13 protein-coding genes and 4 tRNA genes are annotated in these 16,973 nt (G+C 39.2%); 1 reads left to right on the top strand and 16 read right to left on the bottom strand.

The genetic code is table 11. The annotated features are described in order from the left end of the window. Positions 1-111 precede the first annotated feature (111 nt). From EO115_RS06570 to EO115_RS06505, 14 genes are all read right to left on the bottom strand, one after another. Positions 112-187, bottom strand: a tRNA-Lys gene (locus tag EO115_RS06570). A gap of 6 nt (positions 188-193) precedes the next feature. After that, a tRNA-Gln gene (locus EO115_RS06565) sits at positions 194-268 on the bottom strand. 6 nt (positions 269-274) lie between these two features. After that, a tRNA-His gene (locus tag EO115_RS06560) sits at positions 275-350 on the bottom strand. A 463-nt stretch (positions 351-813) separates the two neighbouring features. Continuing rightward, positions 814-2,139, bottom strand: coding sequence for an FAD-containing oxidoreductase (locus EO115_RS06555; protein WP_126938160.1), 1,326 nt, complete (start codon positions 2,137-2,139; stop codon positions 814-816). Between the two features lie 227 nt (positions 2,140-2,366). Beyond that, positions 2,367-3,215, bottom strand: coding sequence for a polyamine aminopropyltransferase (gene speE, locus EO115_RS06550; protein WP_126938159.1), 849 nt, complete (start codon positions 3,213-3,215; stop codon positions 2,367-2,369). A gap of 3 nt (positions 3,216-3,218) precedes the next feature. After that, the gene (locus EO115_RS06545; protein ID WP_126938158.1) at positions 3,219-3,863 is read right to left on the bottom strand and encodes a hypothetical protein; all 645 of its coding nucleotides are present in this window, start codon (positions 3,861-3,863) and stop codon (positions 3,219-3,221) included. Beyond that, on the bottom strand, positions 3,863-4,294 hold the full coding sequence (locus EO115_RS06540) for a peptidylprolyl isomerase (protein WP_126938157.1): 432 nt from the start codon (positions 4,292-4,294) through the stop codon (positions 3,863-3,865). Before EO115_RS06540 ends, EO115_RS06545 begins: the two co-directional genes overlap by 1 nt. Then, on the bottom strand, positions 4,294-4,995 hold the full coding sequence (locus EO115_RS06535; protein WP_126938156.1) for a ThiF family adenylyltransferase: 702 nt from the start codon (positions 4,993-4,995) through the stop codon (positions 4,294-4,296). Before EO115_RS06535 ends, EO115_RS06540 begins: the two co-directional genes overlap by 1 nt. Position 4,996: 1 nt before the next feature. Beyond that, on the bottom strand, positions 4,997-5,371 hold the full coding sequence (locus tag EO115_RS06530) for a VOC family protein (RefSeq protein ID WP_126938155.1): 375 nt from the start codon (positions 5,369-5,371) through the stop codon (positions 4,997-4,999). A gap of 63 nt (positions 5,372-5,434) precedes the next feature. Then, positions 5,435-8,599, bottom strand: a complete 3,165-nt coding sequence (locus EO115_RS06525; protein ID WP_126938154.1) for an AAA family ATPase — start codon at positions 8,597-8,599, stop codon at positions 5,435-5,437. Beyond that, on the bottom strand, positions 8,596-9,954 hold the full coding sequence (locus EO115_RS06520) for an exonuclease SbcCD subunit D (RefSeq protein ID WP_126938153.1): 1,359 nt from the start codon (positions 9,952-9,954) through the stop codon (positions 8,596-8,598). The genes EO115_RS06525 and EO115_RS06520 overlap by 4 nt, the downstream gene beginning before the upstream one ends. Before the next feature lie 2 nt (positions 9,955-9,956). Next, positions 9,957-10,802: a deoxyribonuclease IV gene (locus EO115_RS06515; RefSeq protein WP_126938152.1), complete on the bottom strand. Its 846-nt coding sequence runs from the start codon at positions 10,800-10,802 to the stop codon at positions 9,957-9,959. Positions 10,803-11,079: 277 nt separating this feature from the next. Continuing rightward, positions 11,080-11,499, bottom strand: a complete 420-nt coding sequence (locus tag EO115_RS06510; protein ID WP_062401787.1) for a Fur family transcriptional regulator — start codon at positions 11,497-11,499, stop codon at positions 11,080-11,082. A gap of 133 nt (positions 11,500-11,632) precedes the next feature. Continuing rightward, positions 11,633-13,180, bottom strand: a complete 1,548-nt coding sequence (locus EO115_RS06505; protein WP_126938151.1) for a DEAD/DEAH box helicase — start codon at positions 13,178-13,180, stop codon at positions 11,633-11,635. 221 nt (positions 13,181-13,401) lie between these two features. Here EO115_RS06505 and EO115_RS06500 point away from each other — a divergent pair. Beyond that, positions 13,402-13,476: transfer RNA gene (locus tag EO115_RS06500), tRNA-Arg, on the top strand. A gap of 146 nt (positions 13,477-13,622) precedes the next feature. Here the strand turns inward: EO115_RS06500 and EO115_RS06495 are convergent. Next, complete coding sequence (locus tag EO115_RS06495; RefSeq protein ID WP_126938150.1) at positions 13,623-14,078, bottom strand: low molecular weight protein-tyrosine-phosphatase; 456 nt, start codon at positions 14,076-14,078, stop codon at positions 13,623-13,625. Positions 14,079-14,145: 67 nt separating this feature from the next. Next, positions 14,146-16,389: an autotransporter outer membrane beta-barrel domain-containing protein gene (locus EO115_RS06490; protein WP_126938149.1), complete on the bottom strand. Its 2,244-nt coding sequence runs from the start codon at positions 16,387-16,389 to the stop codon at positions 14,146-14,148. Between the last annotated feature and the right edge of the window lie 584 nt (positions 16,390-16,973).

Below are 16,973 nucleotides of genomic sequence, written 5' to 3'. Positions count from 1 at the left end.
TCAACTTTGTGAAACCCGCACTCTGGCTTATGTTTACTTCTTTCGAAGTAATTACCTTACATTGTTCAGTTTTCAAAAATCATATATCCTCATACTACATAAAGCAGTAAATGGTGACCCACCCGCGACTCGAACGCGGGACACCCTGATTAAAAGTCAGGTGCTCTGCCAACTGAGCTAGTGGGTCATAAAATGGCAGGGGTGGATGGGATCGAACCATCGCATGTCGGAGTCAAAGTCCGATGCCTTACCGCTTGGCTACACCCCTGTGTTGTGGGGTGAGTAATGGGGATCGAACCCATGCATAACGGAGCCACAATCCGCCGTGTTAACCGCTTCACCATACCCACCACAGGATATTTATTCTGTTTAGCACTTTCGTGCCTTACAACGATATTTAGTATATCAGTTAAAGTTTTTTGTGTCAACCACTTTTTAAAAACTTTTTTAACTGTTGCACTATCTCACTATGAACACTTGATTCATCCAGTGAGCTATCGCTGATGTTTTTATAGTATAACAAACAATCTATATCTTGTAAACCCTTTTTTATTTTAATCACCTCGTTCTAACTCTTCTTTTATACCTCATATTCATAGCTTCTTTGTTCTTTTTTCTTTAGTATATTGAGTCTCCTCTTTTCACGCTGGACGTATGCCAATATCCTATTTTGCTTCTACCCATTTCCTATCTATATTCTTAAATTTCACCATTTTCTCTTTATACTTTCCTATAATTCTTTTGTATCACTATAAAACTAGAGGCACATAAGGTCTCCCCTACATGCCTCTAGTTATAGTATCCTATTTTAACTTAAATTAGCTTAGCTAAATCATTTAAGTTTTCAGCCATTGTTGGATGTGTAAAGATTTGGTCACGTAAGTATGTATACTTAATATCGTTGTCCATCGCCATTTTAATGATATTAATTAACTCTTCAGAGTTTTTACCAAATAAAGTAGCACCTAGGATTAGACCAGTATCTTTGTTAACAGTTAATTTAAATATACCACGTGGGTCTTGGTTTACCGCATGGCGAGGCATATTGTTTACTGGTAATGCAGCTGTCACTGCATTTGAGTATTGTTCTTTTGCTTCTTCTTCATGTAAACCTACATGGGATAAGGCAGGTGTAATGAAAGTAGAATACGGTACATGCGTACGGTTTTCTAATTTGTAGCTTTCATCTCCGTGCAATACACGATTTACAATGCGGAAGTCGTCAAGGGATACATAAGTAAATTGTGGACCACCATTCACATCGCCTACAGCAAATACATTAGGAACAGTCGTCATCAATGTATCATCTGTTACGATAGATCCATTAGGGCGAACCTCAATATCTGTATGTTCTAAGCCAAGACCTTCTGTATTTGCTTTACGACCTGTCGCATGTAGCAAAGCATCGAAAACGAATTCTTCTCCACTTTCAGTCACTACCACTACAGTATCACCTACGTTTTTAATTTCTTTTGTAACAGCATTGAAATGGAAGTGAATACCATCTTCTTCTAAATATTGTTGCGCTAACGCAGCTACATCTGCATCTTCACGTTTTAAGATTCTGTCACCACTTTCAAAAGCAGTTACCTCAGCACCTAAATGCGCATATAGATTAGCGAACTCAATACCGATGTTACCACAACCAATAATACCTAAACGTTTTGGCAATGTTGGAAGGGCTTGCAACTCAGTGCTGTTATATACAAATTTAGATGTAGATAGACCTGGGATTGGAAGTACTACATTAGTAGCACCAGTATTGATAATGATAGTTTCAGCTGTCAACGTTTCCACGCCATCTGCTGTTGTTACTTTTACTTCTTTATTGGAAGTAAATTGACCATGACCAGTATACACTGTAACATTCGGATTGGATGTTAACATGTTTAAGTTTTTCGCATTTAATTTGCTTACTACTGTATCACGAGTTGCCTTCGCTGCTTCGTAGCTTTTACCTTTATCTGCACCTACAATCATAGTTTTAGTAGGAATACATCCGATATTGATACATGTGCCACCATACATAGCTGGATCTTGTTCAATTAAAGCAACTTGTTTTCCTTCTTTGCCAAATGTAGCAGCTAATGTTTTACCAGCTTTACCAAAGCCGATGACTAATAAATCATATTGTTTCATTATAAGTCTCCCCTTTTGTTAATTCACATGAATACGAGTGTATTATATATCTTTCATTATAAATATAATATTGTTCTTATTGTATACCTTTTCACTAGGAATTTCAATATCATTTATCACAAAATATTGACTATCCAATAGAAGATTCTTGTTATAAAAAACTAGCACTTTCATCAGGAAAGTGCTAGTTTAACATTACCTATCTATAGCACTCCTGAGTATATAGACTACTCTGCGATTCTTGCTTGTAAATATTGTTTCACAAAGTTTGGCAATACGAATGCAGATTTTTGGATGCCATAGTTATAGTATTTAGTTGTAAAATCAAGTTCTCGATTTGATTCCCACGTCAATGGATCGTGTTTTTTAGACCCCATGGTAAAGCAATGCATACCTGTTGGATATAACGGAATAAACGCTGTATATAGACGAGTCACAGGGAAATGTTTATTCACATAGTAGAATACATCAGATACTAATTGTTGATGCATCACTGGAGATTCTGTTTGTTGTACAAATAAACCATCCTCTTTTAAGGCACGATGTGTATTTTTGTAAAATTCTTCTGTAAATAAACCTTCACCAGGGCCAATTGGGTCAGAGCAATCTACAATGATCACATCATAGAAGTTTTCTTTTTCCGCTACATGCCCAATACCGTCGCCAATCGTTACTGTTAATTTAGGGTCTTGACGAATCATAGCATCAGCAATAGAAGGCAAGTATTGTTTTGCTAATTCCACTACTTTACCATCGATTTCTACCATTGTCACTGTTTCTACACAGTTATGACGTACACACTCTCTAGCAACGCCACCATCACCGCCACCGATAATCAATACATGCTTAGGGTTTGGATGCAAGAATAATGGGATATGGCTCATCATCTCGTGATACACAAACTCTTCTCGTTCCGATGTTTGAAACACTCCATCCAAAACAAGCATATTCCCATATTCTAAACTATGAGCGACTTCGATGGTTTGGAAGTCGGATTTTCCAGAATATAAAATTTCATCCACCTCTGCGCTTAACGCAAGATGAGGGGATTGCATTTCTTTAATCCATTGTGTCATTTCTTACTCCTCACATTGTGACTGGATGTATAAAAAAGCTCCACCCAGTAAATTATCTCGTAACCAACGGCGTAATGAAAACGTTCGTTCCATGCCTTCATCATAGACAACACATCGCGTATCATCATGATTGATCTGCATAGATACAATGGGAACCCAATGCCAAGTAGATAGACCTTCTTCTTGTCCACGATGACGATTTAAAAATGCTACCGGGCAATTCTGTTCCAATCCAGTTTGAATAAACTCTGTCACCTCTTCTAAGGTATACTGACTCCCTTTCAACGGCATAATCGGTAAACGCTTCACCGTATATGACAAATGATGATCCGCCATATATTGGTTCACACCTTGTTCCCACCAAGTACTTTTATAGAGTCCGCCACCATAGCGAGGTCGCACGTATTCCCACACTTGATTCATTCGCACTAATGCCTGTTCTCCATCTGCATAGTTTGTTAATGAAAGGTGACCATCACGAAATAGTACATAAGAAATCACTTGTGTTGCCGTCGTTGGTCCACAACCTGCTAGCCGTTTCCAAGCATCTTCATACCATTCTTGGTCATAACCAAAAGAAAAGTTCCCCTTCATTTTCACTTGCAACCATTCTGGATGTTCTAAGCGATAGCGTTTAATACCTGCCATTAGTCCTCTACGACCTCAACAGTTTGCATACGGTCGCCTTGTTGGATTTTATCGACTACATCCATACCTTCGATAACTTGACCGAATACTGTATGAACTCCATTCAAATGAGGTTGTGGTTCGTATACGATAAAGAATTGGCTACCACCCGTGTTAGGTCCACGATGTGCCATGGACAAAGCGCCACGAACGTGTTTGTGTGGGTTACCTTCAGTTTCGCAAGGGATTGTATACCCAGGACCACCTACACCAGTACCCATTGGGCAGCCACCTTGTGCTACGAAACCTGGGATAACACGATGGAATTTCAATGTGTCATAGAAACCTTCTTTAATCAATTTTACAAAATTAGCTACTGTACCAGGAGCTTCGTTTTCAAATAATTCGATAACAATGTCACCGTATTCCATATGAATAATTGCTTTTTTCATTATTGTACCTCCAAAAAAGTTCTAATCACGTGACCCGCTAAATGCAATCCTGCTACAGAAGGAACAAATCCACAGGAACCTGGACTTCTAGAATCATCATCACGGTTCGGTGTCATCGGTTGTTCTGTCGAAAATAATACAGCTTGCTTTTTAATGCCACGACGGCGTAATTCTTTACGCATCACCTTCGCCAATGGGCATGTATGGGTCTTACTAATATCTGTAATCTTCAATTGGTCCGGCCACATTTTATTGCCCGTCCCCATAGAAGATATACAAGGTATATGACTATTATAACACGTTTCGATGATGGATAGTTTAGCACTTACCATATCAATAGCATCAATCACAAAATCCGGGGCTATATCAGTGATGAAAGTTGGATGACTTTCACCAGTATAGACTATATCATAGGCCTCAATATGTAGATTAGGGTTAATAGCTAACGCTCGCTCTTTTGCCACCTCTACCTTACGTTGGCCAACAGTGTTCGGCAAGGCAATGAGCTGACGATTGATATTACTTACCGTCACTTGGTCACCATCAACAATGACAATATGACCTACTCCAGAACGCACTAACGCTTCTAATGCAAAAGAGCCAACACCGCCACATCCAAATAGAAGGACTTTTTTACCTTGCAAAGTTTTAATTTTTTCTTCCCCTACTAACCATTGTAGGCGTGTTAACATATGCTCCATATTAATAGGCTCCTGCTGGGATAATTTCAGTCCAATATCCATCTGGATCAGCAATAAAATAAATGCCCATAGCTTCATTTTCATAGACTACACAATTCATAGCCTTATGTTTAGCCAAAGCTCCTTCATAATCGTCTACATAGAATGCCACATGGAATTCATTATCACCTAAATTATAAGGGCGATCCCAGTCGCGCAACCATGTCAACTCCAAACGATGTGGATTCGTACCATCTCCTAAGTAGACAATTTTGAAAGCTCCATCTTCTCCATCAATATGATCTACTTCTTCTAATCCTAATGCTTCTTTATAAAAGGATAAACTCTTATCTAAATCTTTCACATTAATATTATTATGAGCAAAGCTAAATTTCATACTTCCTCCTTAATTCCTAGTAAATAACAGTATTATTCTAACATAGGTACTACGGGAATACAATCATTGCACCTTAAAGTAAGCACTGCTTCCCTCATCGGTTTTTGTCACCACCAAGTGTGCACCAATTTGTTGTTGTAATTCTGGCACATGGGATATGATGCCTACCAATCGACCTTGAGATTGTAATGCCACCAATGTCTCCATAGCCACATCTAACGTATCTGGGTCTAATGTACCAAAGCCTTCATCAATAAACATAGTATCTAGATGAATGCCTCCCGCGTAGGATTGGATAACATCCGCCAAACCCATAGCAAGTCCTAAGGATGCCAAGAAAGTTTCTCCCCCGGACAGAGTATTGGCAGGACGGCTTGCCCCCGTATAGGCATCAAAGACTGCAATGTCTAGTCCTCGTGCGCCACGACCACCTTCTTCTAAGGACCGTTCCAAGCGATAGCGACCACGGCTCATATCATGAAGCCGTAAGTTCGCCGCACTCAATACTTCTTCTAGGATAGCACCTAGCACATACCGTTCAAAGCTCACACCTTTCATGCCCGTATCCCCACCATTAGCCAAGTCTGCTAATCCAAAGATAAAGGTCCGACGGTCCGACAACTCTTTGGTATCCGCTTCTAACTTGGAAATCTCTTGAATAGTTTTTTCCTTGGCAGTCACTTGTGATTTCAAGGTACCAATAACTTCCCCTAGATTTTTCAATTCTTGTTGCAATGATTCCACCAACTCCTTCGGAATCTTTTCAGGTACTGTAACATAGGATGCCAAGTCCTGTTGCACTCCTTCTAAGAGAGAAGTCAACCTCAACGATTCATTGTGATAGGCACTAAAGGTTTCTTTCCATACTGGCAATTCATCAAATGCATGAGATTCCTGTTTAAATGTATCGATGGTAAGAGATTCTGCTGCTAACACTTGTTGAATATCCTTGCCGAAACTTTCTATATCCTGTGATATGCGCACTTGTTGCTCTTCTAGAGCGCCTACTTCTGCGGTGAGTTCAACCTGTTTTGCTTGACTCATTTGTCGCTCTTCTTCTAACGCTTTACGGTCCGCTTCATACTGTTTCAATGAATCTGCTAGCCCTGCCATCTCCATCATGTACGTATCCACCGTAAAAGGAGCTATACTCTTTTCAATACGATGTATTTCTGATGTTAAGTGCAGAACATCTTGATTTATCGTCTCCATTTGACCTACTAAGGTTGTCAGTTCCAGTTGTTTGCCATGAAAGTTAGCTTCTTCTGCTTGCAATGCTGTTTGCAATGTACTAAGTTTTGTTTCTAACTCTATTTTATCCTTTTCTGAATTCACTAACTCTTTTTGTATCTCTTTAAATACTCGGTCTATTTCTGTTTCATCGACTATGTCCTGCCAACTTTGGATACGATCTAATACTGGTTTTATGCTTACCGTGTCTGAACACTTTTGTAACATCTTTCCAAGATTTACTAAGGATATTCTTTGTATCTCTTCTGTTACTTTTGGATACATCTCACACAGACGATTCCATTCCTTATCATACCGTTTTACTTCTTCATCACTGTGAGCTAGCTTAGTTTCTATCGTTGCCACCTGTGTTTGACTAGCTTGGAACTCTTGCCGAAGTCGGTCTACCGTTTCTCTAACAATGTCTTCCGACGGGGCTTGTGCTAGTTGTGGATGTTCTAAGGAACCACACACAGGACACGGCGCATCATCTTCTACTTGCAAACTCACTTCATAAGCTTGGTGTTGTCGTAATAATTGCTCATTATGATGATACAACCCTTCACGAGTCTTACACACGTGATGTGCTTTGTCTAACTGTTGACTATGGAGATTTCTAGCATCCCAAGCAGTTTGGAGTTTGTTAACAGTCCCCTTTAAGGAATCCCACCAACTCCGCAGTTCACTAGTACATAATTTTTCCTCACTTAAGAAAGAATAACTTTGTAACTTAAGATTTATTTCTCCTAAGGACTGGCGCTGTATTTCTATATTAGTTTGACTTGTTGCCAATGTCTCCTGTACTTCACTTTGTTGCTGTACCTTTTGCGATTGGTCCATATCTAATGCAGTCCGTTTCTCCAAGAGTTCACCATGCCGTTCCACTTCTTGTTGCAACGCTTGTAATTGGTGATATTGCTCTTGTTGCTTTGCATACGTGTCCGCTTGCATTTCTAACTGATCATGCTTACAATCCAAACTTTGTAACAATATAGCTACAGATTGCAAAGATGTTTCTAATATGTCCAGCTTTTCTTTATTTGTATTGAAACTAACTTGTAACTTCTCATATTGATTCAGAGGAATACGAATTTTTTCCAACCGTTCCCAACGGTCAATCGCTTCCCCTAATGCAATATGTTCTTTTTCCCCCTCTTTATGACTAGCTAAAGCCTTACTATACTGCTCCTTGCGCGCTAATAAATTGGCGTAATTTTCATGCTTTACATAGGTCGCTTGCAATGATTCATATTGGTGTTGCTTCTCCTTGCGCTCCCCTTCACGTTCAATTAAGCACTTACGCTCTTCTTCCATCAATGCCACTAAGTCCTGTAAGGTATCTACTGTGTAGGTACTCAATAAAAACTCAACCTTTTGTAATGTATCTTGAATCCCTACGGTAGACTCGGCCAATTCCTCTTTCAGTAGGTCTTGCATGCGTTTATACACAGAAGTTTTAAAAATCGTATGTAACAATACTTCCCGTTCTGATGTGGGAGCTACTAATAGTTTTCTAAAATCACCTTGGGGGAGCAAGACAACTTGCAAAAATTGATCCACCCGAAATCCAATGATCTGTTGTACATAGTCACGAATTTCTTGGGCTTTCGTAGTGAGTAATTTCCATTCATCATCAATCCATTCACTGATAGAAGCAGTTGCTAATACCGTTCTTGTACCAGTGCCACGTTTTTTCTGTAATTCTTGTTTTGGAGTTCGTTCCATTCGATACCGATGGTCGCCTACCTGAAACTCAAATATCACTGATGTAGGTGTGGTAGCGTCTGCATAATCACTACGCATATCAGATCCATCGCGAAGACCACCACTGGTTTGACCATATAAAGCATACACAATGGCATCTAATATACTTGTTTTTCCTGATCCTGTAGGTCCTGTAATCAGAAACATCGATTGATTTGCAAGAATAGCAAAATCTAAGATTACTTCTTTTGGGTATGGCCCGAAGGCAGTCATTTCTAATCGTAAGGGTCTCATGCTTCATCCTCCCTTAACACGCGATGCCACAACGTCTCCATATATGCTAACTCTTCCTCTGAAAGTTCTTCATTGCGAGCTTCCTTGGCAAATTGGGCAAATAAATCTCGCTCATTTAATTCCTTAAATCGTTTAGCTCCCGTCGTATCTTGCACCACTTCCATACGACCTACCAATTCTAATCGCATACAGTAAGGAAATACTTTTCGCAAGCGCCGCACCCCATCCACTACAGGTGCCGTATCTAACAATCGTACTTCCACATAATCATTATGATGCTGTGTATGGAGACTTTCATTAGCTAGTAAGTCATCAAAATAACCAGTAAGGCTTACAAATTGACGGCGCCCTACAATAGGAATTTCACAGATAGTTGTAGAACCTTTGCCATCCATATCAACAATAGTGAAACTTTTACTATACCCCACCTCGTCAAAAGAATAGGTTAGCAAAGAACCGCTGTAACGAATATGGTCCGCCCCAATTCGTTGCGGTTTATGCAAATGCCCCAGTGCCGTATAGTGAAAGTCTTTAAACACCGTAGTCGGCACTTGTCCAGAACCACCTACCAAGAGAGGCCTTTCCGATTCACTTTCAGCACCACCTGCTACAAAAGCATGAGCCATACACAAAGTACGGTGACCTTTAGAACGACGCATCGCATAGGAAGACCACTGTTGGTACGCATCTGCAATGGTCATGTTGTATTTGTTTGTATCTATGCGTATATCATTTTCCACGGTATCGATGCTAGAATTATCGGTATTATCTTTATAAGAAGAATTGTCTAGATTCGTGATACTTTCATCATTTAAAGAGGCAAATAAATCTGCTGATTCACATTGACCTCGACGTTTCTTAGAAGTCTTACGAGATCCGACATTCATTTCAGGGTTTATATTTTCATCAACAATTCCTAATTGATTCAGCTCAGTCTGCATGTCTCGAACTTCCCCATAGGGTAATGCCCACACATCAATTGGACCATGTCTATCTTGGAATGGGATTGGTTGCATCCCTTGATGGGCATGCCCAAGCAAATGGATACCATGCGTCTCCCAAGCGCTATGCCCCATCGCTAAGCGAGGTCCGCTATCGTGATTCCCCGAAATGGCCACCATAGGAATTTTTTCCGTAAAAGCCAATCGATGGAGTACAGAATCCCACAGCTCGATGGCCTCAATAGGTGGCACTGATCGGTCAAAGACATCCCCACTGAGTACTACTAGATCAATCTTTTCCTCTTTCAACAAAGGAAAGAATTGGTGTTCCAGCACATGGGCTTGGTCTGTTGTTAAATGTTCATTATAAAATAGTCGTCCCAAATGCCAGTCTGCTGTATGTAGTATGCGCATACTTACACCTCGTTTGCATAAATCTCCCGTAAGATAGAAATTTCTTTCGCATATCCATCTAGTTCATTTGGTGTTTCTAAATAGAATGGTAGATGACGTAATTTAGGATGCGTGATGAAATTAGCAATGGCCTCGATACCAATATGCCCTTCTCCAATTTTTTCGTGACGATCTTTATGAGCTCCTCTAGGATTCTTGGAATCATTCAAATGCACCGCATGGATTCGATCTAGCCCTACAAAATGATCAAACTCCTCCAAGACACCATCTAAATTTTCAATGATATCGTAACCACCTTCATGAATATGGCAAGTATCCACACAAATGCCAATATATTCTTTGTGTTTTACTCCATCAATGATACGTGCTAATTCTTCAAAATTGCGACCTACTTCCGTACCTTTCCCTGCCATGGCTTCTAATAAAACGGTAGTTTTCATACCTGGGAAAATCACTTCATTCAGCATGTCCACAATATATTCGATGCCTTGATCTACGCCTTGTTTCACATGGCTCCCAGGGTGAAAGTTATATAAATGACCTGGCAAATATTCCAAGCGCTCTAAATCTTCACGCATAGAAATTTTCGCAAACTCACGAAGTCCTGGATCTGCGGCGCAAGCATTTAGAGTATATGGTGCATGTCCTAATAGTTTACCAAATTGATATTCTTTTAAGAATGCATCTAAGGCTTTCATATCTGCTTCGTCAAAGGCACGAGCTTTTCCACCACGTGGATTTCTCGTAAAGTATTGAAATGTGTTGGCCCCAATGGACAATGCTTCCTTCCCCATATGTAAATAGCCTTTGCTAATGGATAAATGACATCCAATTGTTAATTGACTCATGTGTAACTCCTTATTTCTTATATTCTATATAAGTAACTCTAAATCTCTACCATATTGTAAAATGTGTTCTTATTGCATTCCATCTCTATAAAGCATTTCGTGTACTAGTACACCAACCTGATTTTATCTTTATGATACACCATTCTACTAGTAAGTATATCATGAGCTGATAAAACTTATATAGACAGACACAAAAATAAGGGATAATTGTTTATCATAAGCAATTATCCCTTATTGAGCTGTTTCTAATCTAAGACTAGATGGTTTCCATTACTAATTAATGTGAGCTTTTACGCAAACATTCTGGACAAATGCCTTCAAAAGACACATGAAGTCCCGTAATTTCATATTCACTGTGGCGAGCCACTTCTTCTCTTAGACAATTTACTTGTACATCATGTAAATCATTGATACGATTGCACATTGTACAACGTACATGCGGATGATTTCTTGTATCCCAATCATATCGGCTACAATCATCACCCAAGTCCAAGACACGAACTATACCAATGCGTTCAAAAATCTCCATCGTTTTATATACAGTCGCCAAGCTCATACTTGGATGGTCTTCCCGCAAACTTTGGTAGATCATTTCCGCAGTGGGATGGTTGTTTTCTGCATAAAGAACATTATAAATTGCAATACGCTGAGGCGTTACTTTATAACCTTCTTCTCGCAATTTTTGTGCAATATCCATAGAGCACATCCTTTCCACTTGGAAGCTAAACTGTGAGATTAAAACACTATTACTCTATCTATATTATATCAGAAAGTTCATTCCCAAACAATAATCAGAATTAATTAATTTTATTTATTGTCACTTGACCAAATTAATCTTTAAAATATGGTTTGAATCCGCTACCTTGATGCTTTGGTTTTTGTTGTCTTTGTCCATCACGAGAGCGGCGTTCTCCACCGTTGGAACGTTGGTTACGATCACGACTAGAACGTCTTCTATCTCCATCACGGCGGTCATCACGACGGCGACCATCTCTGCGACGATCATCACGGCGACGACCATCTCTACGTCCACTATCACGACGACGGCGTACTCGAAGCGGCGCTTCTTCTGTAATGCTAACAGGCGTTGTGTCCGGCTCTTTTGTCAATAATTTCAGCGCCGCTGCTAACAATGTAACAGAATCGATATCATTCAACAATTCTTCTGCACTAGAACGGTAGCTTGCTAATTCTTCACGATTATCTGCTAAAGCAATTAATTTTTCTACTGCAATTTTTTGTTGTCCTTCCAATACTTCTCCTAAGGATGGAGCTTTACGGCGAGCAATCTTACGTTTTGTCAAACGTTCAATGGCGTGTAAATGTTCAATCTCACGAGGGATAACAAATGTCATCGCTACACCGGCTTTACCAGCACGGCCTGTACGACCTACACGGTGTACATAGCTTTCAGGATCTTGTGGCAAGTCATAGTTATATACATGAGTGACACCACTAATATCTAATCCACGAGCCGCTACATCTGTGGCTACTAAAATATCAATTGTACCTTCACGAAATTGACGAATCACAGAGTCACGTTTTTGTTGAGACAAGTCACCATGAATGCCTTCTGCCATGTAACCACGTTTTTTTAACGCTTCTGTTACTTCGTCTACACGGCGTTTTGTACGGCCGAACACAATCGCTAATTCAGGAGCTTGAATGTCTAACAATCGACATAATACATCAAATTTTTGACGATCTTGCACTTCAATGTAATATTGCTCGATTAAATCCATTGTCACTTGGGTTGGTTTCATACGGATTAATGTTGGCTCTGTTAAGTATGTTTCTGCCAACTCTTGAATTGCTTTTGGCATAGTAGCAGAGAACAATAATGTTTGACGCTCTTCTGGAACAGCTGTCAAAATTTTATTGATATCATCTACGAAGCCCATGTTTAACATTTCATCCGCTTCATCTAAAATGACAACTTTTACATGGTCAAAAGAAATAGATTTTCGCTCCATGTGGTCCATCAAACGACCAGGTGTCGCTACAATCACCTGTGGATGTTTTTTCAACATACGGAATTGACGTCCAATATCTTGTCCACCATAGATTGGTAAGGCTTGAATGTTAGTATGTTGCGCCATTTTATTTAATTCTTCTGCCACTTGGATTGCTAACTCACGTGTGGGTGAAAGAATCAATACTTGTGGATCTTGGATTGTTGGATCCACTTGCTCTAACGCTGGGATACCGAAAGCAGCTGTTTTACCAGTACCAGTTTGTGCTTGACCAATCATATCTTGACCAGACTTTGCCGCTGGAATGGCTTCACGTTGAATCGGTGTTGGTTCTTCAAAGCCCATGTCGTTTAAAGCTCGTAAAATGGGTTCGCTAATGTGTAAGTCTTCAAATTTAATTTGCATATATAAAAGGGTCCTCCTTTAAAATCTTGTATATGTATCATGCGAATTAGTACATTATAACACAAGTAAGCTGTCCTTGTATATGAAAGCATGATAAGGTACTATTTGTTTCAATATATTATTACAAAATATACACTTGATATTCGAGATGCTCTTCTTTGAGTTATTCTTTCCCCTATTGTCCTACCTATTATTTCATGGTATACTTTAACGGTATACAAGCGCCTATAGCTCAGGGGATAGAGCGCCGGTCTCCGGAACCGGGTGCGCAGGTTCGATTCCTGCTAGGCGCACCATTGGTATGACTGGATTTTCAACATTGTTGAGGATCCATTTTTTGCATTTGAGCCCAATTTTGAGCCCAATTTGAATTTCTATAAAAATCCCCAATGTTATATCTAATTCAGATAACACTGGGGGCTTATTACATTATATCCTTTTCTTATAATTGCTCTTTGATCAACTCTAATAAGGCATCACAGCTACGACTTATATCATCATAAGTTTCGTCAAAATTCCCCGTATACCACGGGTCTTTTACATCTCGACTTTCTCCAACAAAGGTCATAGCCTTATACACCTTATGGTCAACATCATCAATAATTAGACGTAAGTTTCGTGCATTATTTTCATCCATTATAATGAGGTAATCAAAGTTACGGTAATCATCCATCGTTACTTGACGGGCCTTACGACGAGTATAGGGGATATCCATTTCATCTAATTTTTGCTTAGTTCCATAATGGGTATCATTTCCTATCTCCTCACGAGATGTAGCAGCGGACTCAATATAAATAGAATCGGTTAAACCTTGCTTGTTAACGATATGCTTCATATAAAACTCTGCCATCGTAGAACGACAAATATTTCCATGACAGATAAATAAAACTTTTACCATACTATACTCCTTACATACTAATAGCCCTTACAGCATACGCTATAAGGACTATTAGTGCAAGATTTAATTAAAAGTTATGTCGTACTCCCGCATCAATACGCCATGTATTATCTATAGTAGCACCAAAGTTTTTAGTAAATGTACCATATACGTATGTACTTGGACTAATGCTCCAGGAGCCCCCAACTTCAGCATCAAGCCATGTATCTTTCAAATCAAGTTCTGTATGTACTGTTGGATTACCTGGCGCTGAATATGTTGTATTCATTTTACCAGAGAATTCATGAGCCAATGCAAGTTTTGCAAAAATGTTGGATGTTTGTGTTTCTCTGCCAATACCAAATCCCAATCTACCTACAGCAGAATTAACAGCATCAGCTTTCACATGCATAGAGCCACCACCAACAAGATTAGCATCATAGGATACGCCATTCAAACGACCTACAATGAATTCTACACTAGGATCCATGTAGAAACCATTTTGTTTCTTAATGCGTTTACCGTATTCAGCACTGAAAGAAGTACCAAATGTATGATAATCCCCATTCAATTGATGTCCCCCTAGTGAGTGAAGTTTGTAGGTATTGGACAAGCGGCTTCCACGAGCAATGATATCTAAGTAACGTCCATCATCATGTTGGTTTGTACCATATAACCCAATACTAGCAATTTTGCTGTCTCCGTTGCCAACGGCATAGGAATTGCTAGAGGTACTGTAATCTAGAGCTCCACCAAGAGTCCAACCATTGAATACCTTATGATCATAACCAACTTGTACACCATTATATGTCATATGAGTATCGGCACCATTTGTCATGTTAGATCTGCCGCCGATGTATTTAGCCCATACACCTTGGTTTGTATTAGTCAAACGAAGATCCCCTAAACGACGTTGTAAATCGTTCGTAGTATTGTGCCAAGCTATCGCTGTAGATACAAGAGCAGATTTCGCACCACTAACCAAGGAAGATTCACTAGCATGTGTTACCATCACAGTATCAGCAACAACAAGATTACCTTGTGCATCGAATGCATTTGTACCAAGTTCAGTCATAGCAGCCGGTCTTGTAATACCTTCATTAACTTGAACAGCAGCAGCTAGCTTCTTATCATTTCCCGTATATTGTAATTTATTGGCTAACGATTTCATTTCTACACGATAACTTGCATCGTCAGTCAAATTCTTAGCACTATCACCTTGTACAGTGATGTGACTATGATCAGTAGCATGTTCAATAATAATTTTACCATTATTAGCTTCACTTGCTGGTACACCTGTTTTATAATCAGAATTTACAAAACCAGTGTAGTTTTGAATCGTAATAGGACGTGCATCGATAGGATGAATCATACCTGCTGCAGTTGGATTTGCACCACCTACAAGATTACGAACTTTACTGCCTTTATATAAGTATGCTGCATCATCTCCTGATGGGCGTGGTTTTCTTGGTGTAGGTCGTTCCTTACCAATCCATTCATTATTCCAAGTAGCACCATTTTGTAAATAGATATCGGCACCAGAATTATGCGGATTTTTATTACTTTCAGCATATTCATTTAACACAGCACCAGTAAGGCTAGAGTTGGAGGTTGTAAAAGCTAGTCCAATATTTGCTGGCGCTTCATTAAGATTTGGATTCTCACCATAATCTTTATTAATTAACCCTACGTTACCAACAGCTACTAAATCCTTCGTACCTGGGTGTTTACCATCGACACCTGCATTCACATATACATCGCCCTCTTCTGCCACAACAGAATAGGTGTCTGACGTTGTAAGAGGATACGTTATAATGTGACCACCGCCATCAACGATAATATGACCTCGGTGATTCGCTTGCAATCCTACTCCCACAGCGTCAATATCTACATTGCCTTTCACATGAATATTGCTATCACCATAGTCTCTGTCAGGATTATCGTTATGATGTGGCACCTTACCACCAAGACCAGCATAGACAGCACTCATATAATAATGTCCCAATTCTTTTTTATCTGCTGGTGCATCATTTTTTAATCGTACAATGAGATCTTTATCTATGTTCAATTGCGATCCAAATACAGTATAAATCCCTGTTACATTTTTAGATTTACCTGTATCCATCAAGCTTTTACCATGTACATTGACGGTTAACGTGTCTTCTATATGCTTAATCTCAGGTTCCGTTTGCTTTTGAGAGCCCATCGATAAACCAATTAAGTTTTCTGCTTTATCACTATACTTAGTAATATCTGTAGCCATTACAGAATAAGACATTCCTGTTAGTACTAATGCAGCCATTACAGCTGATATATGACGTGTAATTTTCATAAGAACCTCCACAATCAATAATAAGTATCAATAAACTACCATCATTATACATTGTTATTTGTACTTCGTACATACTTATATGCCTGTAAGTACTCTATTATGCATATTTTATATAGTAAAGCATTATTATGCCAGTCAGTTATAGTTGATAAAATTATCATAAAGCTTGACATTGAAAAACAGTGCGTAGCGATACCTTCCAAAAAGAAGCATATGACTGGATCCTCACCGTTGTTGAGAAATCATTTTTTGCATTTGAGCCCAATTTTAAACCCAATTTTGAGCCCAATTTGAATTTTTTTCTTGCCAAACTTAAATGAATGGAGTATACTAAACGCAATTATTGAAAGAAAGGAGTCACTACAATGATGAAGCAAGCCAATTTAGCTACAACAAATGCAAATACATTTTTTTGGTTCTTTATCCAAACTACGGGTAAAGAACTATTTGAGCTACGCTAATTTAGGTATCATCACTGAGTGGCTTTAAATAGTGGTAAGGGCTACCCGTACTAGGTATAGGCGGGTAGCCCTTTTTATACATCTTCCTATACCACCACTCACAAATACCTACATACACAAGAT

This window comes from Veillonella sp. CHU740 (assembly GCF_003992055.1).
Classification (GTDB): domain Bacteria; phylum Bacillota; class Negativicutes; order Veillonellales; family Veillonellaceae; genus F0422.
This window is presented reverse-complemented; position numbering and strand designations above follow the sequence as displayed.